This window comes from Microbulbifer mangrovi, assembly GCF_002009015.1.
Lineage (GTDB): Bacteria > Pseudomonadota > Gammaproteobacteria > Pseudomonadales > Cellvibrionaceae > Microbulbifer > Microbulbifer mangrovi.
In genome coordinates this window covers 15807-35566 of sequence record NZ_LZDE01000345.1, presented here as the reverse complement: position 1 = coordinate 35566, position 19760 = coordinate 15807, and the positions used below count along the sequence as shown (strand labels likewise).

17 protein-coding genes and 1 tRNA gene are annotated in these 19760 nt (G+C 58.0%); 4 read left to right on the top strand and 14 right to left on the bottom strand.

The window, feature by feature from the left end; translation table 11 throughout:
* Positions 1-5: 5 nt before the first annotated feature.
* On the bottom strand, positions 6-1094 hold the full coding sequence (gene trmA / locus B4U49_RS17400) for a tRNA (uridine(54)-C5)-methyltransferase TrmA (RefSeq protein ID WP_078085881.1): 1089 nt from the start codon (positions 1092-1094) through the stop codon (positions 6-8).
* Between the two features lie 128 nt (positions 1095-1222).
* On the opposite strand from trmA, the gene B4U49_RS17395 reads away from it, so the two are divergent.
* A complete protein-coding gene (locus tag B4U49_RS17395) occupies positions 1223-1630 on the top strand; it encodes a secondary thiamine-phosphate synthase enzyme YjbQ (RefSeq protein ID WP_078085880.1) in 408 nt (135 codons plus the stop codon).
* 23 nt (positions 1631-1653) lie between these two features.
* Here B4U49_RS17395 and ccoG read toward each other — a convergent pair whose 3' ends face one another.
* Entirely contained in the window at positions 1654-3012 is a 1359-nt protein-coding gene (gene ccoG, locus B4U49_RS17390; RefSeq protein WP_078085879.1) for a cytochrome c oxidase accessory protein CcoG, read from the bottom strand.
* A gap of 135 nt (positions 3013-3147) precedes the next feature.
* Here ccoG and B4U49_RS17385 point away from each other — a divergent pair, with 135 nt between their 5' ends.
* Positions 3148-4569: an aminotransferase-like domain-containing protein gene (locus tag B4U49_RS17385; protein ID WP_204903076.1), complete on the top strand. Its 1422-nt coding sequence runs from the start codon at positions 3148-3150 to the stop codon at positions 4567-4569.
* A gap of 14 nt (positions 4570-4583) precedes the next feature.
* Here the strand turns inward: B4U49_RS17385 and B4U49_RS17380 are convergent, their stop codons facing one another.
* The 5 genes from B4U49_RS17380 to B4U49_RS17360 form a co-directional block, all read right to left on the bottom strand.
* Positions 4584-4919: a TusE/DsrC/DsvC family sulfur relay protein gene (locus B4U49_RS17380; RefSeq protein ID WP_078085877.1), complete on the bottom strand. Its 336-nt coding sequence runs from the start codon at positions 4917-4919 to the stop codon at positions 4584-4586.
* Between the two features lie 7 nt (positions 4920-4926).
* Positions 4927-5208, bottom strand: coding sequence for a sulfurtransferase complex subunit TusB (gene tusB / locus B4U49_RS17375; protein WP_078085876.1), 282 nt, complete (start codon positions 5206-5208; stop codon positions 4927-4929).
* Between the two features lies 1 nt (position 5209).
* Complete coding sequence (gene tusC, locus B4U49_RS17370; RefSeq protein ID WP_078085875.1) at positions 5210-5575, bottom strand: sulfurtransferase complex subunit TusC; 366 nt, start codon at positions 5573-5575, stop codon at positions 5210-5212.
* Positions 5576-5579: 4 nt separating this feature from the next.
* Positions 5580-5972 carry a sulfurtransferase complex subunit TusD gene (tusD, locus tag B4U49_RS17365; RefSeq protein ID WP_078085874.1) on the bottom strand — a complete coding sequence of 131 codons (393 nt, stop codon included), beginning with the start codon at positions 5970-5972 and terminating at the stop codon, positions 5580-5582.
* A 69-nt stretch (positions 5973-6041) separates the two neighbouring features.
* Positions 6042-6722, bottom strand: coding sequence for a Bax inhibitor-1/YccA family protein (locus B4U49_RS17360; protein WP_078085873.1), 681 nt, complete (start codon positions 6720-6722; stop codon positions 6042-6044).
* Between the two features lie 132 nt (positions 6723-6854).
* On the opposite strand from B4U49_RS17360, the gene B4U49_RS17355 reads away from it, so the two are divergent.
* Positions 6855-7388, top strand: a complete 534-nt coding sequence (locus tag B4U49_RS17355; protein WP_078085872.1) for a protein tyrosine phosphatase family protein — start codon at positions 6855-6857, stop codon at positions 7386-7388.
* 20 nt (positions 7389-7408) lie between these two features.
* Here the strand turns inward: B4U49_RS17355 and B4U49_RS17350 are convergent, their stop codons facing one another.
* The 5 genes from B4U49_RS17350 to B4U49_RS17330 form a co-directional block, all read right to left on the bottom strand.
* Complete coding sequence (locus B4U49_RS17350; protein ID WP_078085871.1) at positions 7409-9985, bottom strand: endonuclease/exonuclease/phosphatase family protein; 2577 nt, start codon at positions 9983-9985, stop codon at positions 7409-7411.
* Between the two features lie 36 nt (positions 9986-10021).
* A complete protein-coding gene (locus B4U49_RS17345; RefSeq protein ID WP_078085870.1) occupies positions 10022-11311 on the bottom strand; it encodes a glycosyltransferase in 1290 nt (429 codons plus the stop codon).
* Positions 11308-13557, bottom strand: a complete 2250-nt coding sequence (locus B4U49_RS17340) for a hypothetical protein (protein WP_078085869.1) — start codon at positions 13555-13557, stop codon at positions 11308-11310. Before B4U49_RS17340 ends, B4U49_RS17345 begins: the two co-directional genes overlap by 4 nt.
* Positions 13557-14261 carry a TVP38/TMEM64 family protein gene (locus B4U49_RS17335; protein WP_078085868.1) on the bottom strand — a complete coding sequence of 235 codons (705 nt, stop codon included), beginning with the start codon at positions 14259-14261 and terminating at the stop codon, positions 13557-13559. The genes B4U49_RS17340 and B4U49_RS17335 overlap by 1 nt, the downstream gene beginning before the upstream one ends.
* 182 nt (positions 14262-14443) lie before the next feature.
* Positions 14444-15724, bottom strand: a complete 1281-nt coding sequence (locus B4U49_RS17330) for an MgtC/SapB family protein (RefSeq protein WP_078085867.1) — start codon at positions 15722-15724, stop codon at positions 14444-14446.
* A 151-nt stretch (positions 15725-15875) separates the two neighbouring features.
* On the opposite strand from B4U49_RS17330, the gene B4U49_RS17325 reads away from it, so the two are divergent.
* Entirely contained in the window at positions 15876-16154 is a 279-nt protein-coding gene (locus B4U49_RS17325; protein WP_078085866.1) for a hypothetical protein, read from the top strand.
* Between the two features lie 140 nt (positions 16155-16294).
* On the opposite strand, the gene B4U49_RS17320 is transcribed toward B4U49_RS17325, so the two are convergent.
* Together B4U49_RS17320 and rne are read right to left on the bottom strand one after the other, a co-directional pair.
* Positions 16295-16382 (bottom strand) — tRNA-Ser (locus B4U49_RS17320).
* A 125-nt stretch (positions 16383-16507) separates the two neighbouring features.
* Positions 16508-19675 carry a ribonuclease E gene (gene rne, locus B4U49_RS17315; RefSeq protein WP_078085865.1) on the bottom strand — a complete coding sequence of 1056 codons (3168 nt, stop codon included), beginning with the start codon at positions 19673-19675 and terminating at the stop codon, positions 16508-16510.
* Between the last annotated feature and the right edge of the window lie 85 nt (positions 19676-19760).

Sequence of the window (19760 nt, the reverse complement as noted above, 5' to 3'; positions counted from 1 at the left end):
CGGATTTACCGTCTGACCAGCAGCACTGCAGATTCGGTGTGGTCGGTGTAGGGAAACTGATCAAAAATCGCGAAGCGCTCCACCTTGTGGGTTTTGGTCAGTTCCTCGAGGTTTTCCAGCTGGGTCTGCGGATTACAGGAAATGTACAGAATGCGCGGGAAGCGCGCGATCATTGCACAGGTGTCCGCATCCAGCCCCGCGCGAGGCGGATCCACCAGTACGGTTGAGAAATCGTAGCTTTCGAGATCGACGCCTTTCAGGCGACGGAAGGGGCGCACCTTATCAATGGCCTGGGTGAACTCCTCACTCGACAGGCGCACGATATCCAGGTTATCCACGCCATTTGCTGCGATATTTTCCTGCGCGGCGTTCACAGATACCTTGGAAATTTCTGTGGCCAGTACCTTGCGGAACTTTTCTGCCAGCGGAATGGTGAAATTACCGTTGCCGCAATAGAGTTCGAGCAGGTCCCCCTCAGTATCTTCGCAGCAGCTTCTCGCCCACTGGATCATGGAAGTGCAGATGTCGCCGTTGGGCTGGGTGAAGCTGCCTTCCACCTGCTTGTACTGATATGAGCGCCCGTCAATCTCCAGCTTTTCGATCACATAATCCCGGTCCAGCACCAGCTTCTGTTTGCGCGAGCGCCCGAGAATCGGCACCCCCAGATGATCCTGAAGCGCCCGCGCTTCCTGTTCCCAGGCCTCGTCCAGTGGCTTGTGGTAGATCAGGGTGATCAGTGCGTCGCCGCTCAAGGTGGTGAGAAACTCAGTGCAGAACAGGCGCTTGCGTAGAATTTCACTGTCGTTGATTGCCTCCAGCAGTGGCGGCATCAGGGCGTTGATACGCCGGGAGCCGACGGTAAACTCCTGGATTACAAACGGCTTCTTGTACTCGCCCTGCTTGTACATGGCGTAATCCACACGGCCGCCTTCCTGCCACATTTTGAATTCCGCGCGCAGGCGGTAGTGGCTGGGTGGGGAGGGGAATACTTCCGGTGCCAGACTGGTAAAGGGTGAGAAGGCTCCGCGCAGGCGGTCCACCTTCTGGTCCAGTTGCTGCTGGTAGTCGTCAGTATTTACGCGGTGAAGAGCCATGTTGTGCTGAGCCGTATCTGTTGCAGGGGTGAGTGACTGAATTTGGGTGTACGATCGTCGGGGCGCGGATTATAGCGGATGCGGCCTCCAGATAAACGGTTGTGATTTGATGTGAGAGGAACAGCGAAATGGCACTGGGACAGCTTGAAATAGTAGTGAATGGGCAGGGGTTGCACGAGTTTACGGAGGAGGTGAACCACTGGCTGGCCGGTCAGAATCTCTTCGGCAGCGGGCTCTGCACCCTGTTTATCCAGCACACCTCCGCCAGTCTGCTGATTCAGGAAAATGCCGATCCCAGTGCGCGTGTCGATCTGGAGAACTGGCTGAACCGGCTGGTACCGGAGAACGATCCCCTCTACACCCATACCCTGGAGGGCCCCGATGATATGCCCGCGCATATAAAAGCCTCCCTGACCGCCTGTAGCCTCGGTATTCCGATGGAAAATGGCCGCCTGCTGCTGGGAACCTGGCAGGGGATCTACTTGTGGGAGCACCGCCATCACCGGGGAAAGCGGCGCGTGATCATACAGGCCTAGAGCAACCGAAATTCCTGCTCTGGCTAGAAGGTCCGGGCGAGAAAAGTGGTTGTTTTCGCCGTGGACACGCCGCCACTGGCGAAATTGAAGGTAAATTCCCGCTTGGCGGGCCCCGGATCTCGAAGGCAAACGCGGTACGGCAGCCAGCTGGCATTGTTTTCCATCAGGTCAATTTGACGTGCACCGAACAGTTCAGACTGGCCGGCCCCGGAAATTGAGACCTCCACAAAGCGCTGCTCTTCGCTGTAGCCCTCAACTTTGACCCGGTAATGGTTGCACACGGTGTTCCGATCCAGCCGTGTAAACAGCGTGTCGCGATCGCGCCGGATTTCCACCAGCAGGCGGGTGGTGTCGGTGAAGCCATACAGTACGCTGGCCACCGCGCAGAGCGTCACCGCGCCGTATCCGGCTAGCCGCGGACGTATCAACTGGCTCTTTTTTCCACTCAGCTGGGCTTCTGAGGCGAAGCGGATCAGCCCATTGGGGCGCTCCAGTTTGCGCATAACTTTGTCGCACGCATCAATACAGGCACCGCAATCAATGCACGCAGCCTGCAAGCCGTCCCGAATATCGATTCCCGCCGGGCAGACCTGAACGCAGAGCCCACAATCCACACAATCACCGCGTTGCGCGTTCACTTTGCGCAAGTTTGCGCGGGGTTCTCCGCGATGGACGTCGTAGCTCACCGTTCGGGTGTCGCGGTCGAACATGACGCTCTGGAAGCGTGCGTACGGGCAAGCGTGCAGGCAGATCTTTTCGCGTACCAGTCCGGCATTGGCGTACGTCAGCCCGGCCATAGTGAGTATCCAGCCAACGGTCGCCGGCGAGAGCTGGAACTGCATGCTGTCTGCAAAGATTTCGCGGACTGGAATGAAATATCCCGTGAAGGTAACAGCAGTCGCGAGCGCGAGCAGTATCCATAAGGCGTGCTTGACGATCCGTCGCGCCAGACGCGACGTGGTAAACGGCGTGTCGGCTTCGCGTGCCCTCCTGTTCGCCTTGCCCTCCGCTAAATCTTCAATTCGGATGAATATCCAGGTCCAGATACTTTGCGGGCAGGCAAATCCGCACCAGACCCGGCCCCAGGCGACGGCAATAAAAAACAGCAAACTGGCGCTGACGATCAACATACCGGCAAGCAACGGCAGATCTCGCCAGGAGAGGGCACTGCCGAACAGAACAATACGCCGCTGCTCGAATGAAAACAGTAACCATGGCTCACCATCGAACTGCACCCAAACCAGTCCGAAAAAGAGGGCGAGTAATGGCCAGCTGGTGAATCTGCGTAAATTCTGGAAGCGCCCCTCGGTAAGGCGAACGTGAAATTTTCCATCCGGGCTGGGTGAGGGTGTGTAGTCCTGTACGGCAGGAATTCTTTCCATGGTAACTGATCCGCTAGAAGTCTGACCGGCGGCAGAGTACTGGGAAGTGGTGAGTCGGGTCAGGGGTAAAAAAATTAAATATAATGGGTACAGATGGGGGTTGGCCTGTTTGGGGCTGCTTGGAGGAGTAGTAACTTGTCGGACACTTTTCGTTATCAGGAGCTTGAATCCTGGCTGGAACGCGGCATCAGGGAGCTTCGCTGGCGTGAAGGCGAGCGTCTACCGTCGATCCGAATGCTTTGCGGCGAACGGGGCCTGTCCAAGGCAACGGTGCAACATGCTTTGCAGCGCCTTGAGGCACGTGGACTGGTGGAGGCCCGCCCCAAGGCGGGTTACTTTGTCTGTGTTCGCTCATCCGATTTGGGGCAACCCCTTAGTCGGGCGCGCATCGAGGCTCCGCGGCCAGTCTCGGTCAGTGACCTGCTGCTCGATATCATGGGAAGAAGCGCGGCTTTTGACTTGCTACCTGAGCTGCGCTGCGGTGACCTTCCTCCGGGGGTTGTGGCACTGAACCGCTCGATCGGGCGCGCGTTAAGACGCCCGGCGCAGGGCAGCTATCAATATTACGATGAGCCAGCGGGTGATGAGGGGCTGCGTGCGCAACTGGCACTGCACTTGTCCCGGCGCGGCTGGCGGGTCGGACTCGACCGATTGTGTATCACCTCCGGTTGCCAGAACGCACTTTTTCTCGGATTGATGGCCAGTTGCTCGCGGGGTGACGTCGTGGCTGTGGAATCTCCCGGATTCTACGGCGTGATGCAGCTGATTGAGCAATTGGAATTACAAGTGGTTGAAGTTCCCACTGGAAACGACTCGGGGATGGATGTCGACGCGCTCGAGGAGGTGCTCAAGCGCTGGAAGGTGCGTGCCTGCATTGTTTCCCCTGCCTTCGCGACACCCGGCGGTGCCTCGATGCCTGAGTCCGCCAAACGGCGCCTGCTGGCGCTGGCGGATCAATACGATCTGGCGGTCATTGAAGATGATATCTATGCGGATACCGCATTCGGCCCGGTTCCCGACCCGCTCAAGGCGCTGGATGATAACGACAGGGTGATTTTGTGCAGCTCATTCTCCAAAAGTCTTTCCCGGGATTTGAGGCTGGGATGGATCTCCGGCGGACGCTGGCACGAGCGCATTCTCCAGCTCAAACTGGTGACCCAGTTGGCCAGCAGCCGCTCTTTGCAGCAGGGCGTTGCCGAGTTTATGGCCGATGGCGGCTATGCGTCACATTTGCGCCGTCAGCGCACCGGCTTGCGAGAAAGGCGGGATCAACTTATCGCCATGCTGAGTCGCTGGCCCGGGCAAGTCCGCGTCAGTGTTCCCCGGGGCGGCCTGGCCGTCTGGGCGGAGCTATCGGCTAGCGTGGATACCCTCGAGGTTTATCCAAAAGCGTTGGAGCAGGGCGTTGTAATTACACCCGGGCCTCTGTTTTCGTCGTCGGGCCAGTTCAGGAATTGCCTGCGGATCAGCTTTGCACATGACTGGAATGGCGCGCGCAGAGATGCGCTGACCTCATTGCCCGGCCTGCTTGGACTGGAAAACTCAAATAGCGGTTAGCCTGAAACCAATGCTCAAAGACAGTTGGTTGGCTTCGGTAGCCCCGCAATCTTACTGCCGATTTTGGCGGGGCTTGGGGGGAATAATTGCATCAAGAAAATACTACGACCTTTGTCTGGCCCCAAATGCTGGCCAACGTACTTGACCAGCGGGCGCATGGCCGGCGACAGTTCAAATTCTCTGTAAAATTCCTGCAACAAGCGGATGACATCCCAGTGGTCATCGGTGAGTTCGATACCTTCCTGTGCTGCGAGAGCTTTGGCGACCTCGGGGCTCCAGTCTTCCAGGTTGCGCAGGAATCCCTCTTTGTCTAGCGGGATTTCGCGGTCTTCAATAACAAAACTGTTCATGTGCGTGTTACCGGAACCAGCTGACGATCGGGTTGTGTTCAGTGCAAAGGGAGACCCAGCGTGTCTCGTCGATCGCTTCTATTGCCGGATCAATGGAAATTCCGCGCGCGACGGCATCGGGCTCTAGGCAGTACACGGATTTACCCTTCAGCTGGGTGATCGTCTGACCCTTGGCGGCGTAGACGGCGTCTTCAATCAGCAGCAGGGCATCGCCGTCAGCGAAAGCGGAGAGGCAGTCTTTCAAAGCGCTTCCGGAAAAAGGGGACTGGCTAACGATATGCAAAGTCATGTCAAAAGCTCAAAACCTGATCGAAGCCGGCGATATAGGGGCCTGGATTGTCCACTAACGCAAGCGCGGCTCCGGGTACGTCAATGTTATCGAGTGAGATGCCGCGCTCTTCCAGGCTCCGACGGCATACATGCAGCGTTTCCACACCGAACATCGGCAAAGCCTGTAGATTCCTGCGCAGGTTTTTCTCGCCAATGGTTTTCGGGTTCTGTTCCAGCAGCTGCAGGACGCCGTCGTTAATGAACAACACTTCGGGAACCTGATCCATTGCCGCACAGGCGAGAACCGCTTCCAGCCCTTCTCGGGCGATCGTGTGTCCGTATGGAGCGTGGCGGCACATTGCCAGCAGTGTTTTTTCTTGCGCCATAGGATCAGCTTCCAAATGTCACGATGCGATCACTGACCGCCGCAGCTTCGGCCAGCTGTCCAAGACCAGCCAGCTCAAATCCGTCGGCCATGTTACCGGAGGGTTTTTCCAGGCGCGATGCTTCACTGTCGTTCAGCACGCCGCGACGCTGGGCGGCAGCGATACAGAGGGTCAGATCCAGGTTGTGCGCGATTTTTAAATCCTGCCACTGGGACAGCAGGTCCTGCTCATCCTGTGGGGGCGCCACCAACGCACTGCCGTTATGTACGCCATCGCCGTAGAAGAATACCCGGTAGATACCGTGTCCGGAGGCAAGCACGGCGCGTGCGAAGCGCAGTGCCGTGTTAGCACCTTCGGAAGCATGGGGTGCGCCGTAGACGACGAGAGTGAATTGCATGATTGGGTGTTACCGATAAAAAAATGCCCCGCGGAGCGGGGCACTGTGTGAACTTGCTCAGTGGGCTGATCAGTCGTCGGAAGCGAAGCCGAAGATGTGCAGCAGGCTGGTGAACAGGTTCAGGATGTTCAGGTACAGGGAGGTGGTCGCCATGATGTAGTTGGTCTCACCGCCATTCACGATGCGGCTGGTGTCATACAGGATGAAACCGGAGAACAGCAGGGCAATCACGCCGCTCAGGGCAACGCTGGCCAGCGGCAGGTGCACGCCGAAGAAGCTGGCGATCATCAGGCCGAGGGCACATACCAGTACCGCGATCAGGCCCACGAACAGGAAGCCGCCCATGAAGCTGAAGTCCTTGCGGGTAGTCAGCACATAGGCAGACAGTGCGAAGAAGATCAGCGCGGTGGTACCCAGCGCCTGCATAACAATCTGGCCGCCACCCGCCAGGCCGACGTAGTGGTTCAGCATCGGGCCGAGGGAGGCACCCAGCAGGCCGGTGAACGCGAACACAACGCCCACACCGGACGCAGAATTGGCAGTGCGCGGCAGAACAAACCAGACCAGAACAATCGCTGCGATGGAGCAGATCAGGCTCATGCCGCGGCCCATGCCGATAGCCATGGATACACCGGCAGTGACTGCGCTGAACAGAACAGTCATTGCCAGCAGAGCGTAAGTATTGCGCAATACTTTGGCGGACTCCGAGCGGTCCAGCGCTCCAGAGTGTGAATAAACTTCGGGCTGCATTAGCGTCTCCTGCTAGTGAATATAAAATCTCTCGGGATCATATAACCAGCGCATTGGACCTTCAAGTAGGCACTGGGTTCGACGATCTTCAAATAGTTGGGGCAAAATAGCGCACAAACAGGAGTACTGAAAATGAAATTGCTTGAAACGCTGTTCGCACTGTCTTTGGTGGCTGTCGTGACCACTGTACCAATGACAATGGCGGAGACCGACTCCGCACAGGTGCCCTTTGGTGACAATATGGGGGCGGAGGTCATGAATTACAATCGCCTGCGCCCATATCTGGCCACTGGAGGCAGTATAGATCTTGCGCAGGTGGAATCACTGAAGAGTAAGGGCTTCCGGACCATTATCGACCTGCGCACCCCGGAAGAGGGCACTGAGGAGGAGCGCGTGGCGGTCGAGGCCGCGGGCATGACTTACTTCAACCTGCCCATCGACAAAGGCGTTCCCAGCGACGCACAGATTGCCCGCCTCGGAGAGATCCTTGCGGATGGGGGCGCCGCGCCCCTGCTGCTTCATTGCGGCAGTGGCAACCGGGCCGGGGCGGTCTGGGCCATCTACCGGGCCCGCAACGGCATCCCTCTGGAGATTGCGATCGAGGAAGGGCGTACTGCCGGCATGCGCGCTTCCCGGGAAGAGCAGGTTCGCTCCCTGCTCCAGTAACGCTTTGCTCGTGCCTCCCGTTACTGCGCCCGGTGACTGCCGTCGCCCGGTATCGGGACTTTCAGGTCGACGATCAGCGGCAGGTGGTCTGACGCGAGCCTGGTGAGTTCGCTGCGCGGTACCAGAATGCCGTTTACCGCCAGCTCGCTATCGGCAAATACATAGTCGATACGCGCCTTTGGCAAGCGGCTGAAGAAAGTTCCTTTCGGTTTGTGACCCGGTAACTGTAGCTGTGCGTCGGCGAGCACCTGGGTGATACGTTTGATTTCCGCCGAATTCGGCAAGGCATTGAAGTCGCCCACCAGGACTCTTGGCTGGGTACAGTTCGGGTGGCCCATCCAACCCGGACCGAGCAATGCATCGACTTGCCGCAATCGCTCGCCCTTGCTCAGTCCCAGGTGGGTATTGAAGAGCTGAATCAGGGTGCCGTGGAAATCCAGCTCCATCCACAATGCGCCGCGAGGCTCTGCGCGTCCGTGGTGGATTGAGCGCTTTGCCGGTCCAGGCAGGATATCCTTGCGCACCAGTCGCAGGGGGTGGGGGGACATGATCGCGTCTCCGTAGCGCTCGTCTTCCAGATGCATTGCCGGTTGGAAGTGGCAGTCCATGGACAGCAGACGTGAAATCTGATGTGCCTGGTCAATGCTTCCGGTGCGCTTTCTGCGTACATCCACCTCCTGCAGGGCGACCACATCCGGCGAGTAGCGCGCAATCACCCGCGCGATACGCTCGGGTGACAGCTTTCCGTCTACTCCCTTGCAGATATGCACGTTGTAGGTCATCACCCGCAGGTTCTTGTAGGTCTTGAACGTATCGCGTTTGGTAGAGATGTCCGCAGAATGCTCGCGCCTGGGCTCTGCGTATAAATTACCATCCGGAGCGTTGGGGGTTCCCGAATCTGCGGCGACGCTCACTGCCGGCGGTGACTTAAGTTGCTCTGCCGGTTGCGCCTCGAGGAAAGCCAGTGCCGCGTTGCGGATATCTTTGGGGCGCCAGTGTCCGAGTCCGTTTTCCGGGAAGTGAATATCTCCCGGCATCAGCGCGAATGCATGAGTCTCATTCGGGCCGGCGCCGCCATGGCTGCCGCTTTCGATGGCAAAACTGATGCTTTCGTGTCCCGCACACCAACCGCTTACCACGAAATCGCCCGCATCGGGGTGTCGACACAGGTTGGCCAGATCCTCTACGGCTTCGTCGACAAAGGGGTGATCGTTTCCCATCACCTTGTGGCCGTCTTCCGGTAGCGAGAATGCGCCATGTCGCCACCAACCGCGTATCTTGGTAACTGGCTCGCCATCGGGGCCAGGCTCGGTTGCGTCCTTATCTTCGTAGAGCACCATGGGAGCATGGGTTTTCTCGACGATCAGCCTGGCGATTTCAGGTGCCGGGGTGCCTTTACAGTGGATGTTGTAAAGCAGGGCCAACGGTCCCATTGCCGAGAGCGCCATCGGTGCGTCGCCGACGACGTTCTCGTCGGGGTCCTCAATGGGGAACAGCTTTTGCACCCATTGCCCGCCAAATAGCCTTACCCGCTGGAGTTGTACCCCGTGATCACCCGCTGCGAGATAGCCGCGGGGATTCTGCGGCAGGTCCGAGAGAGCCTCGCTGACCGCATCGGCAAAGCTGCGACCGTGCCGGGTTTCGTAGGGAATGCTGTCTTCCTGCCCGTGGTCCGAGTAAATCCAGACATCGTAGTGCCTGCGCGAAGAGCGGTGCGCGGCGCGCCAGATCCGCGCGATCGCATCGTCGATACCCTTGAGGGTCCAGTGTGCGAATTTGGAGCTGGGGCCGCGGCGGTGCGCTTGCTCGTCATATCCGAGCAGATTGATGTAAATCACCGGCAGCCCGCGGGCAATATCGATTTTCACACCGACCGTGGAGAGTTCGCGCATCAGGATGGTGATCGCGATACGGGTGGGGATGAACATCAGTTCACGCAGGAAATCCTCGCCATCCGTCAGGCCGCGGAAGAAATCCACCACCGAAAGCACCAGTTCCAGGAACAGCAACGCCCCGGTACGGATCAGGCTCCAGAGGTTGGCAAGTACCAGGACGATCAGTGCAAGGGGCCCGGCTTCTTTCAGGGAGGGACCCCAGCCGGTAGAGGCGGGGCAGAAGTGAGCCTCGTCATTATCGGCGCCGGCCCGGAATACACTGACATAACAGCTTCCCTGCTTGAGCAGGGGTTCATGGCCCGCATCGCTGAGTTGTTTTTCAATCTTGTTGGCTGCGTTGGATTCGTACATCCGCAGCATTTCCTGGGAATCGGTGGACATGAACCCGAACGCCGGTACGGCAGCTTTCACTCCATAAAAAATCTCTGCCTGTACTGCAGGTGTGGTCGCCGGCACCCCTGAGTACATGTGATCCAGGTGGTAGTGCTCTCGCTCAATAAGCTTTTTCAGGAACGGCATTTTCCCGTCCGCAAGCGCCTTGTCGAGCTGCGGGCGGGCGAGGCCGTCAATCTGGATGAGCACCAGCGCAGGTGCATCTGGATCCCGTTCATTGATCTGTAGCTTGAGCATCCGCGCCAGCCACTCGCTGCGGCTGATCCGGCGTCGCCAACGGCGCAGGGTGCTCTCGATACGGGTCATCATGGGGAACAGTCCAATTCCATTCCGGGGTTGTCGGGATTACTGCAAGTGGCTTTTGCTGGAGTGTTCCGGATCCAGTGCGGCACTGGCCGCGCTGGTCACCCCCTCGATGATTTCCCACTGCGCGCCGATCATATTGCGCAGGCGCATCCATTGGGCATAGAGGGAGTCATCCAGAGGCCAGTGCTGGTGGACCAGCGATTGATAGTGGTTTAACGCGGCAGTCGCACAGTTTTCCATGGAAAAGCGCTCTGCCGTTTCTCGCGCCGCCTGACAGAGTTCCCGGTATTCGCCGGTGGGCAGATCATATACCCACTGCAGGCCGCCGATCATTTCCCGGGTGCTTTGCTTCAGGATCAGGCGGCCGTTTATCCGGTCCTCGACGACTTCGCGACACCCGCTCGCATCCAGCGCTACTACCGGTACGCCCGCGGCCATGGCTTCGGTGAGTACCATGCCCTGGGTTTCGCTGGTGGATGCAAATCCGAACACATCCATCGCATTGTAGGCGTCGCTCTGGGGCTGTCCCTGTAGAGTGCCGGTAAGGTGCAGTCGATGGCCCAGCCGGTGCTCTTCGAACAGGGCGCGTATACGGTCCTGGATTGGACCGGTGCCGACCACCAGAAAGTGCAGGTCGTCATTGCGTACCATCAACTCGATCACGGCTTCAGATAGAAAAATGAGGTTTTTTTCTTCCGCCAGGCGACCCAGATGGCCGACGACAAATGCATTTTCGGGAATGCCGTACTGTTCCCGCGCCTTCTTGCCGTTGCCGTGCTGGTAGTCTTCCAGCTTGACGCCAGTGGGTACGACCTGAATCGGCGTTTTGACACCGCGCTCGTGGAGTAGCTCCGCGACGCTCTCGCTCGGAGCAAAGACCATACTGGCGAGATTTCCGTAGCGAGTCGCCAGCTCAATCACAAAACGTTTCAGCGCTTCCGAGTCTGCCGGAACGTAATGGGTATAGCGCTCGTAAAGGGTGTGATGAGTAAATATAAGTGGCAGTTCGCGGCTGCGGGCAATACGCAGGGCGGTCATTCCCAGCAAAAAAGGGTGGTGGGAATGCACCAGGTCTGGCTCAAAGAAATCCAGTCTCTCGGTAAGTTCGCCTGATAGGGGGAGGGCGACGGAAAAGTCGCTGCCGTTAAAGTTCTGTATTGCCGGAACACGGACCACGTCCTTCTCGTTGGCGATTTTTTCGGAGAACTCCGGGGCGACTACCAGCACCTGGTGCCCACGTTTACGGTATTCGTTACAGAAAGCCTGTACGGATCGCGCCACTCCGCCGACGTGCGGAAGGTAGGTGTTGGTGAGCATCACTATGTTCACTTGGGCTGCAACTCCAACATTTCTATGCCGGCATCAACAACCACCGGCTGGTAACCGAACGCCCGAATTTCAATCGGCGGCGCCTCATCGTGCCATTTGCCGGACCAGGAAATACGCGGCCTTTCTCCTGGAGTGATTTCAATGGAAATGGTTCCGAAATGTGTGGGTGCAGGCCCGAAGCGGATCGGTTTCTGAGCGCTGGTATCGTTTAACCACTCCGGTGGCAGGCCCGAGGCAAGTATCAGCGAGTCGCCTTCCTCGCGAACAAAACAATTGCGCTGCATGGTGACCCATTCCGCAGCGGCCCAAGCGTGCTGACCGTCCCCCATGCATCCTCCGAAAGAGTGCGGATGAATCGCTTCTGGCCATTGCCCGGTGGGCGATGCGAGCTTCGCCACGTTACGCATCAGATCGATACAGCGTGGGTCTCCCGCACGCAGGAGTACTTGTGCGACGTGGATAGTCAGATAAGCATTGATACCGGAGTGAATCATGTCCTGGAAGAAGCCACCCGAGACAAAGCAGTTTTCCATCAGGAATTCCACCAGGTCGAGCAGTCGCGGATCGTCTTCAGGGTATAGCTTGAGCGGGTAGCCGGCCGCAATCGAGCCAATGGCGCCGGCGTCGAGCCTGCGCTTGGGGGATGCAGGCATGGCGGGACGATCAAGACGGGCAGCGCATTTCTCCAGCGCATTGTCCACCGTCAGCATGAAATCATCCGCGTGGTGCTGGAATGTGTCCGCATCCTGGGTGTGTCCCTCCCGGTTGCAGATGGCGACCGCGGAAAGCTGGCCGGCGATGCCCCAAAAATCATCCCAGAAATAGCAGTCGTTGGGGCCGAGGTGCTCGGCGCTAAACCCTGCGGGTAGCAGGCCACCGGTAAGGCTGTCATCTTTGGGTTGGCGCTTGTTGTGAATCCAGTGGGTACCACGCAGTACCGGGTCGAGCCATTCCTGCTTTAGTTTGTTGCCGGTAATCCGGCAGTACTGGTCGATAATCCACAGTGCTTCCCCGTTGGAATCCCACTCGCCATCTTGCGAATGAAAATATCCATTGCGCTTCTGGCGCGATGGAAAGCGCTCCAGAGCGCGCGAAGCGCGGTCCAGCAGGCCGGCATGCAGTAGCGACTGGATCATAAACGCAGCATCGCGGAACCAGAAGCGTTTGTAGGTATAGGGGCCCGGATAGACGTCGTGGGGGGAATGCAGAATCAGCGAGCGTACCGCCGCATCGTAAAGAAACTGCATTTCACTGTCGGGCACGCTCATCGCGCAGTGCTTCTGAAGGTTTTCCTTCCAGCTGGTCCTAGCATTGCGCGTGTTGAGCTTGCAGTGCTGCGGAATCGTCAACAGTGTGTCTACGGTATCACCGGGTTCAATGCGAAATAGCGCTGCGGCTGTCGCCATACCCACTTCACATTCCGCGTGGGTCTCATTGGATTCATCGCGGAGGTAGAGGGAGATATCTCCGCGGTGATAATCGGACGCGTGGTGGCGGTCAACCGGGCGGTCGAACAATACTTTGTTACGCCCGTCTACCAGCCACTGATCCCGGTTGTCACCGAGCACTACTTTGTGGACGAAGGCGACGCCCTCCGGATTGTAGGGGCGCAGGGAGACTACCAACCAGCCACCGCTCTGGTGTTGCGCGCGCAACTGCATATGGCAGTTGTTGCTGTGTTCGCTCAGTTCTGCCCACACGCGGCAGTTCAATTCGGCCGACTCTGTGGACGAGGTGGTATCTATAGAGACCCCGAGCTTTTCGTCCATTACCAGTTGCTGATCTACGTCATCTCTTTGTGATGGATAAAGTACAGAGCCGTCGTCGCCGATCACCCAGCTGTCTATAGACCAGCCATCGTAGTGAGGAATCAGTAATCCGCGTGGATCGACAATCGGCATTTCCTCGCTGTCCGGTACGCCGACTGCAGTCCAGTTACGGTGGCTGAGGTTGCAGTGGGTGATCGAAAACGCGCGTGGGATGAACGAAACATCCGCGGGGTCGAACTGGCGCTCGATCCAATAGGGCCATACCCAGTCCAGGTTGTGCTGGATGACCTTGCTGTTGATCAATGCCCGGGCATGAAATATCGCGCCTGCGCGTAACAGCTCAATGGGTTCACTGACTTCAGAGGGTTCGGCAAATCGCTGCAGTCTCGCCATCAGGGTAAGTGGGTCGAGGAACCCGTGAGAAGTGGCAAATTTGCGCACGAAAAACCGCCAGGGAAGCCATTTCATCCAGGGCATCAGAGCTCTCCTTCGTCGATTTTCTGATTGAGGGCGCGGCGTGCCATACGGGTGAGGCCGATAATCGCGATGATTGCGAGCAAAAACCCGAGGCCGTAGAGCGTCCACTCTGTGGGCGTGCGTGCGCTGCGCTCGGTGCCGATACTCGCTAAATCCGCAGCGATAGATCCCACATAGACATTGTTGACTGTGATAGGGATGACACCGATGAAGTTCCCGATACAGAAGTCCCGAAACTTGAGAGGGGTCAGCCCGAAGAAGTAATTGGATAGTTTGAACGGGAACAGGGGCACCATACGTGTCAGCATGACCATCCGCCAGCCTTCATCGCGCAGGATATCCCCAAGATTGGCCGGCTTGATTTTGGAGAGCAGCCATTCTGAAGCGCGCTTTCCAAGAAGGTAGCGGGAAATCAGGAAGGCAATTGCCGCCCCCAGTACGGTGCCCAGAACCACGTAGATGGTGCCCTTGACCACGCCAAACACAAATCCCGCCCCCATGGTAAATACCACGCCAGGGAACAGGAAAATAATTGCCAGAGCGATGACCAATATAAACCAGATGCCCGCCTGCCATCCGAGGGTATCCATCCACTGCATCAGCTCGATAAGCCGGTCGTCCAGATCAAAATAGTGCAGGATTGAGAGCACCACTGCCACGGTGGCGGTGCTGATGACAATCAACCAGATAGGTGAAAACTTCACGCCATATTGTTCCAGTGGGCCCGCTGACTTGATGGCCGGATTACACAATGCCAATTGGGGTCGATAAGTTTGTACTCCTTAAGACTAGCCAAACCAGTGACGGCTGTGTCGACATAATTGCCTGTATATTTCCAAGGGTAATAGTCGCTTAAAGACGATATGTCTATTTTGGCTAGTGTCGTCTATACCCACAGCCAGAGTACTGCGAGGCCGGCGAAGAACGGAATGGAAAAAAGCGCCAACACCCCGCGCAACAATGAAAGCCCGCCGAGAAACCCCGCGGCTCCCGCCTTGAACGCCAGGTTGGCGAGGCTTGCGATTACCATCGCACGCCATGCTGTATCTACCTTCATCGCGCCCGAGTTAGTGAGATTGGCGGTAGACAGGGTAATCGCATCGACATCGGTAAATCCCGAGATCAGTGCCACCACGTAGATACCACGATTACCGAAATACTCCTTGCCTGCGGCAATCGCCAGCAATACCAGAGCATACAGCGCGCCAAATATCAGTGCGGGTTTCAGTTCGGCGGGGTTGCTCGGTTCCGGCATGGTGTTTTCGCGGTGCTGAATGCGAATGAATGCAAAGCCGCATACACACAGGCTGATCGCGAACAGCAGCGCGAGCGGCGGCACGAAGGCGAGAAACTGACGTGGCGCAACCACGGCGATTTCCACAAACATGCGGATAAACATGCTGGTAGAGGCGATCAGGATCACCAGTGCAGCGAGCGGAGCGGCCTTCTGCTGGGTTCGCGCCAGTCGGGCATAAGTGACGGTAGTGGCCGTCGAAGATATCAGTCCGCCAATCAGCCCGCTTAGAAGGGTGCCGGCTCTGGCACCGACGATCTTGTATACCGCGTACCCGCCCAGGCCGATACCCACGATCAGCACCACCAATAGCCAAATAGCGAAGGGGTTGAGAACGTCATAGGGGCCGAATGTGCGGTTGGGCAATATGGGGAGAATGATCAGCGACAGCACCGCAAACTGCATGATGGACCGCAGATCCTTGTCCGAGAGCTTTTTGGCGAAGGCGTGCATGCCCGGCTTGAAGTGCAGTAATACCGCGATAGTGCCGCCAATCATCACCGCAACCGTCTTGTCACCCAGTACCAGAAAAGCGCCGAGCAAATAGACCAGCAAGGCGCTGACTTCGGTCGTGACTCCTGCGTGGTCGTCTTTGCCCCGCAAACGGTCCAGGTTGCCGAGCAGAATGAGTACGCTCATCGCAATCAGTCCTGTCAGCATCAGCCAGCCCGTGCCCGGGTTCCGGCTCAGGTGCGCAGTCAAAGCCCCAAATAGCGCGATCAGGGGAAATGTGCGGATACCGCCCATGCGGTCACTGGTTCGCTCGCGCTGCAGCCCGATTAACAGGCCGAGGCCAAGTGCGACAGCAAACGAAAGGATGCTATCAGTGTCGACCAGGGGCGGCGCATTGGGAATATCGGTAGGACCGTTCATTGATCCCAAGAGTATCGGCAGAAACTACACAATATTCTCCCGGGGAGGGTGGGAGTGACGTGAAAATTGGTGTGTTGGTATATATGGAGTGCATTTCCTCATCGCACTGGACGCGCTGTATACACTGAGGTTTTATTCTGGGGAATATCCCATGCGCTTGATGATGCAAGTTCTCATTCCTGTCGAAAAGGGCAACAACGCAGTCGCTGATGGAACCATGGCGACCGCGATGAAGAAATTTTCTGACCTGGCGAAACCGGAAGCTGCCTATTTTTTTGTTTCTGAAGGAAAGCGTGCCGCAATTTTTATCTTCGAAGAGCGTGATCAGGCGAAGCTGGTTCAGTACAACGAGCCACTATTTGCCGCATTGAATGCGGATATCCGAATAACCCCAGTCCTGGTTGCCGATGAGTTGGAGGAGAATTTGTAACTGAAGATGCGCAGACCGTGTTAGTCACCTTGATCAAAGCGCTCGAGAAAAAGCGCGTCGCCAGCGCCGGCTTGAAGAGGGAGGATCCAAAGAATCCAGCAGTTATAAAAAAGCCCGGCATAAAGCCGGGCTTTTTTGTATGGCGGTGGGGCAGGGATTCGAACCCTGGGACCTGTTACAGTCAACGGTTTTCAAGACCGCCGCTTTCGACCACTCAGCCACCCCACCAAATTGTGCTGCGCATTATACCGAGCTGTTTTGCGGGTACAAGTGCGTAGGCAATTTTTTTAGGAACTTCAATGGGTTAGCTGCATTTTTGAGCAGCCAACCCATTCTGTTCCAGATACTGCGACTTAACCTGCTTCGGCAGAATCGGAGCTGCTTTCGGCACTTGCGTTCGCGCTGCGTTTGACCCGGGGATCATTGGCTGGGCGCTGGAGTGGGCGAGGGCTGTGCTCGATGTTGGCCGGTTGGGCTGTGTCGAGTGGGCGCATTTCACCAACTTCCGGACGGGCGGTGACGACTTTGAAATCAACCAGAGGTTTCGGGTTGATTCGCGGGTCGTTGCTGGCGCGGCCCGGCACACGGGCTACCGGAGCTGCTTCCGCGCTGGGCGCTTTCTGCTCGGTGGTTTCCACCTGGGCTTCTGGCGCTTCTTCGTTGGAAGCTTCTACGCTAGTGTCTACGACCTTGGCGGTTTCTGCAGGCTGTTCCACATCTGCTTTGTCGCTAACGCTGGCGGCCGTCTCTTCAGGAGACTCTGCCAGCAGGTCGCCTGCTGCGTGAGTCTCGGGCACTTCCGTAGTCTCTTCGCTCTCAGTTTTTGCTTCCGCTGCCTTGGCGACATTGGCTTCAGCAGTGACTTCAGGTTCCGCCGGAGATTGTGCTTTGGCTGGGGCCGCTTCTGGCGCCTTCGCCTCTGCCGGTGCTTCGGCTTTCGCTTCTACTTCGCGCTTCGCAGCCGGTTTGCTGGCCGCTTCCACGTCACTCGCAGGGGTGTCTGCAGTTTTGGCCGGTTTGCTGGCTTCTGCAGTGGCTGCCGGCGTCTCTGCGTCTTGCTTGGCCTTGGCTGTTGCCTCGGTGCGCGGCTGCGTGCCCGCCCACGGCTGCTCGGCTTTCGGTTCGGCTTTTGGCTCGCTTGCAGGTTTCTCGCTGCGCTGTTCCGCTTGCGGCTCAGACTTCGCTACCGGCTTGTCTTCGCGCTTGGTGCGCGGCTTGCGTTGGGGCTCGGCAGGGCGCTCGTCTTTCGCGATTGCTTCGCTCTCATTGCTTGCCTCGGACTTGGCGGTGTCCTGCTGCTCGCTTGCCGCAGCGCTGTCGCCACCGCGGCGGCCGCGACGGCGGGGTTGCGGGCGTCCGCGCACATTGCTCGGGCGGCGTGCAGGGCGCTGCTGGTCGTCGTCGGAACCGGACGCTTCCGCAGTGTTGTCGAGGTTGGTGTTTTCGACTTCTGCGGCGGTGGTTTGCGGCTCGTTGCGGCGGTCACCACCGCGACGTCTGCGACTGCGACGCTGACCTTCGCGCTGCCCATCGCGATTGCCATCACGTGCGTTGTCGCGGCTCGCTTCGCGGGCGTTTTCGGTCTTGTCGCTACGACGGTCTTTACCTTCACTGTCGTCACGGCGTTTGTCGCCGCGCTTGGAGCGGGTGTCGTCCTTGCGCTCATCGCTGCGCTGGTCGTCGCGACGATTGCCGCGATTTCCGCGGCCGCGTCCACGGCCGCCGCGCTGGTTGCGATTGCGCTGCTGGTAGTTCTTGCCGCGTCCGCTGGACTTCTTGTGTTTCTTGTTGGATTTCTCCTCTTCCTCACTGCTAAACAGGGAGGAGATGGCACTGATCAGGCGGCTGAACAGTCCAGGTTTTTCTTCCGGCTGTTCCTTGGCCTTCGCCTTGGGCTTGGCGGCCGGAGTGGGAGCGGGTGCGGAGTGGGCGATCTGCTGCACAGCCGGTTGTGCCGGAGCGCGCAGTGGTTCGTCTTCCTTGTCCTTCTCCGCTACCTCTTCGATGGTGCCGGAGATTTTGTAGGAGGTCTCCAGGGTGGTGGAGTCGTCGTCGCGCAGGCGCTGAACTTCGAAGTGCGGGGTTTCCAGGTCGGCATTTGGAACAACGACCACGCGGGTGCTGTTGCGCGCTTCAATATTGGAAATTGCCTTGCGCTTTTCGTTGAGCAGGTAAGTAGCCACGTTCACCGGCGTGATGGCGCGGATCTCTGCGCTGCGTTCCTTCTTTGCTTCCTCTTCCACGAGGCGGAGGATGGACAGGGCGAGGGACTTGGTGCCACGGATGGTGCCCTGGCCACTACAGCGGGGGCATACGCGGAAAGTTGTTTCACCCAGGGATGGACGCAGGCGCTGGCGGGACATCTCCAGCAGACCAAAGCGGGAGATGCGGCCTACCTGCACGCGGGCGCGATCCATACCCAGGGCTTTCTCCATGCGCTTTTCAACTTCGCGCTGAGAAGATTTGCTCTGCATATCGATAAAGTCGATGACCACCAGGCCGCCCATGTCACGCAGGCGCAGCTGGCGGGCGATCTCGTCTGCGGCTTCCAGGTTGATGGTGCGCGCAGTCTCCTCGATATCGCCGCCTTTGGTGGCGCGGGAGGAGTTGATGTCGATGGATACCAGTGCTTCGGTTACGTCGATCACAATGGAGCCGCCGGAGGGCAGCTTCACTTCGCGTTCGAATGCGGTTTCGATCTGGCTTTCAATCTGGTAGCGATTGAACAGCGGGATATTGTCGTCGTAGAACTTTACCTTGTTGGCGTAGTTCGGCATTACCTGGCGGGCAAACTCGGCGGCCAGCTGGTATGCGCCATTTTCGTCGACAATGACTTCGCCGATATCGTCGCGCATATAGTCGCGAATCGCTCGAATGATGACGTTGCTTTCCTGGAACAGGAAGTGGGGCGCTTTGGAGTCGTCCGCTTCCTTTTTGATGGCGTCCCACAGTTGCAGCAGGTAATTGAGGTCCCACTGTAGCTCTTCGCCGCTGCGGCCAACACCGGCGGTGCGCACAATGATTCCCATGCCGGAAGGCACTTCAACGCTGGAAAGCGCGTCGCGCAGGTCACTGCGCTCATCGCCTTCGATGCGACGGGAGATACCGCCAGCGCGGGGGTTGTTAGGCATCAGCACCAGGTAGCGGCCGGCGAGGCTGATAAAGGTGGTCAGGGCTGCGCCCTTGTTGCCACGCTCTTCTTTATCGACCTGAACGATCACTTCCATGCCTTCTTTAACCACATCCTTGATCTTGATGCGGCCGTCGATGTCTTTCGGTTGTTTCAGGAAGTATTCGCGGGAAATTTCTTTCAGGGGCAGGAAGCCGTGGCGCTCAGCACCGTAATCGACAAAAGCGGCTTCGAGGGAGGGTTCTACGCGGGTGATTTTGCCCTTGTAGATATTGGCTTTTTTTTGTTCGCGAGTGCGATTCTCGATATCCAGGTCGTACAGCCATTGGCCGTCGACCAGTGCAACGCGCAGCTCTTCCGGCTGGGTTGCGTTGATCAGCATTCTCTTCATGCGTTCGTCTTTTCCTTGCGTTGTGCGAAGGTGAAAACGCCGCTGAAGCTCGCAGGCTTTGGTGTACACGGGATGAGAGGAGGGC

Coding starts and splice junctions, on each gene's coding strand:
- trmA (WP_078085881.1), bottom strand. CDS start 1,094: ATGGCTCTTCACCGCGTAAATACTGACGACTACCAGCAGCAACTGGAC.
- B4U49_RS17395 (WP_078085880.1), top strand. CDS start 1,223: ATGGCACTGGGACAGCTTGAAATAGTAGTGAATGGGCAGGGGTTGCAC.
- ccoG (WP_078085879.1), bottom strand. CDS start 3,012: ATGGAAAGAATTCCTGCCGTACAGGACTACACACCCTCACCCAGCCCG.
- B4U49_RS17380 (WP_078085877.1), bottom strand. CDS start 4,919: ATGAACAGTTTTGTTATTGAAGACCGCGAAATCCCGCTAGACAAAGAG.
- tusB (WP_078085876.1), bottom strand. CDS start 5,208: ATGACTTTGCATATCGTTAGCCAGTCCCCTTTTTCCGGAAGCGCTTTG.
- tusC (WP_078085875.1), bottom strand. CDS start 5,575: ATGGCGCAAGAAAAAACACTGCTGGCAATGTGCCGCCACGCTCCATAC.
- tusD (WP_078085874.1), bottom strand. CDS start 5,972: ATGCAATTCACTCTCGTCGTCTACGGCGCACCCCATGCTTCCGAAGGT.
- B4U49_RS17360 (WP_078085873.1), bottom strand. CDS start 6,722: ATGCAGCCCGAAGTTTATTCACACTCTGGAGCGCTGGACCGCTCGGAG.
- B4U49_RS17355 (WP_078085872.1), top strand. CDS start 6,855: ATGAAATTGCTTGAAACGCTGTTCGCACTGTCTTTGGTGGCTGTCGTG.
- B4U49_RS17350 (WP_078085871.1), bottom strand. CDS start 9,985: ATGATGACCCGTATCGAGAGCACCCTGCGCCGTTGGCGACGCCGGATC.
- B4U49_RS17340 (WP_078085869.1), bottom strand. CDS start 13,557: ATGCCCTGGATGAAATGGCTTCCCTGGCGGTTTTTCGTGCGCAAATTT.
- B4U49_RS17330 (WP_078085867.1), bottom strand. CDS start 15,724: ATGAACGGTCCTACCGATATTCCCAATGCGCCGCCCCTGGTCGACACT.
- B4U49_RS17325 (WP_078085866.1), top strand. CDS start 15,876: ATGCGCTTGATGATGCAAGTTCTCATTCCTGTCGAAAAGGGCAACAAC.
- rne (WP_078085865.1), bottom strand. CDS start 19,675: ATGAAGAGAATGCTGATCAACGCAACCCAGCCGGAAGAGCTGCGCGTT.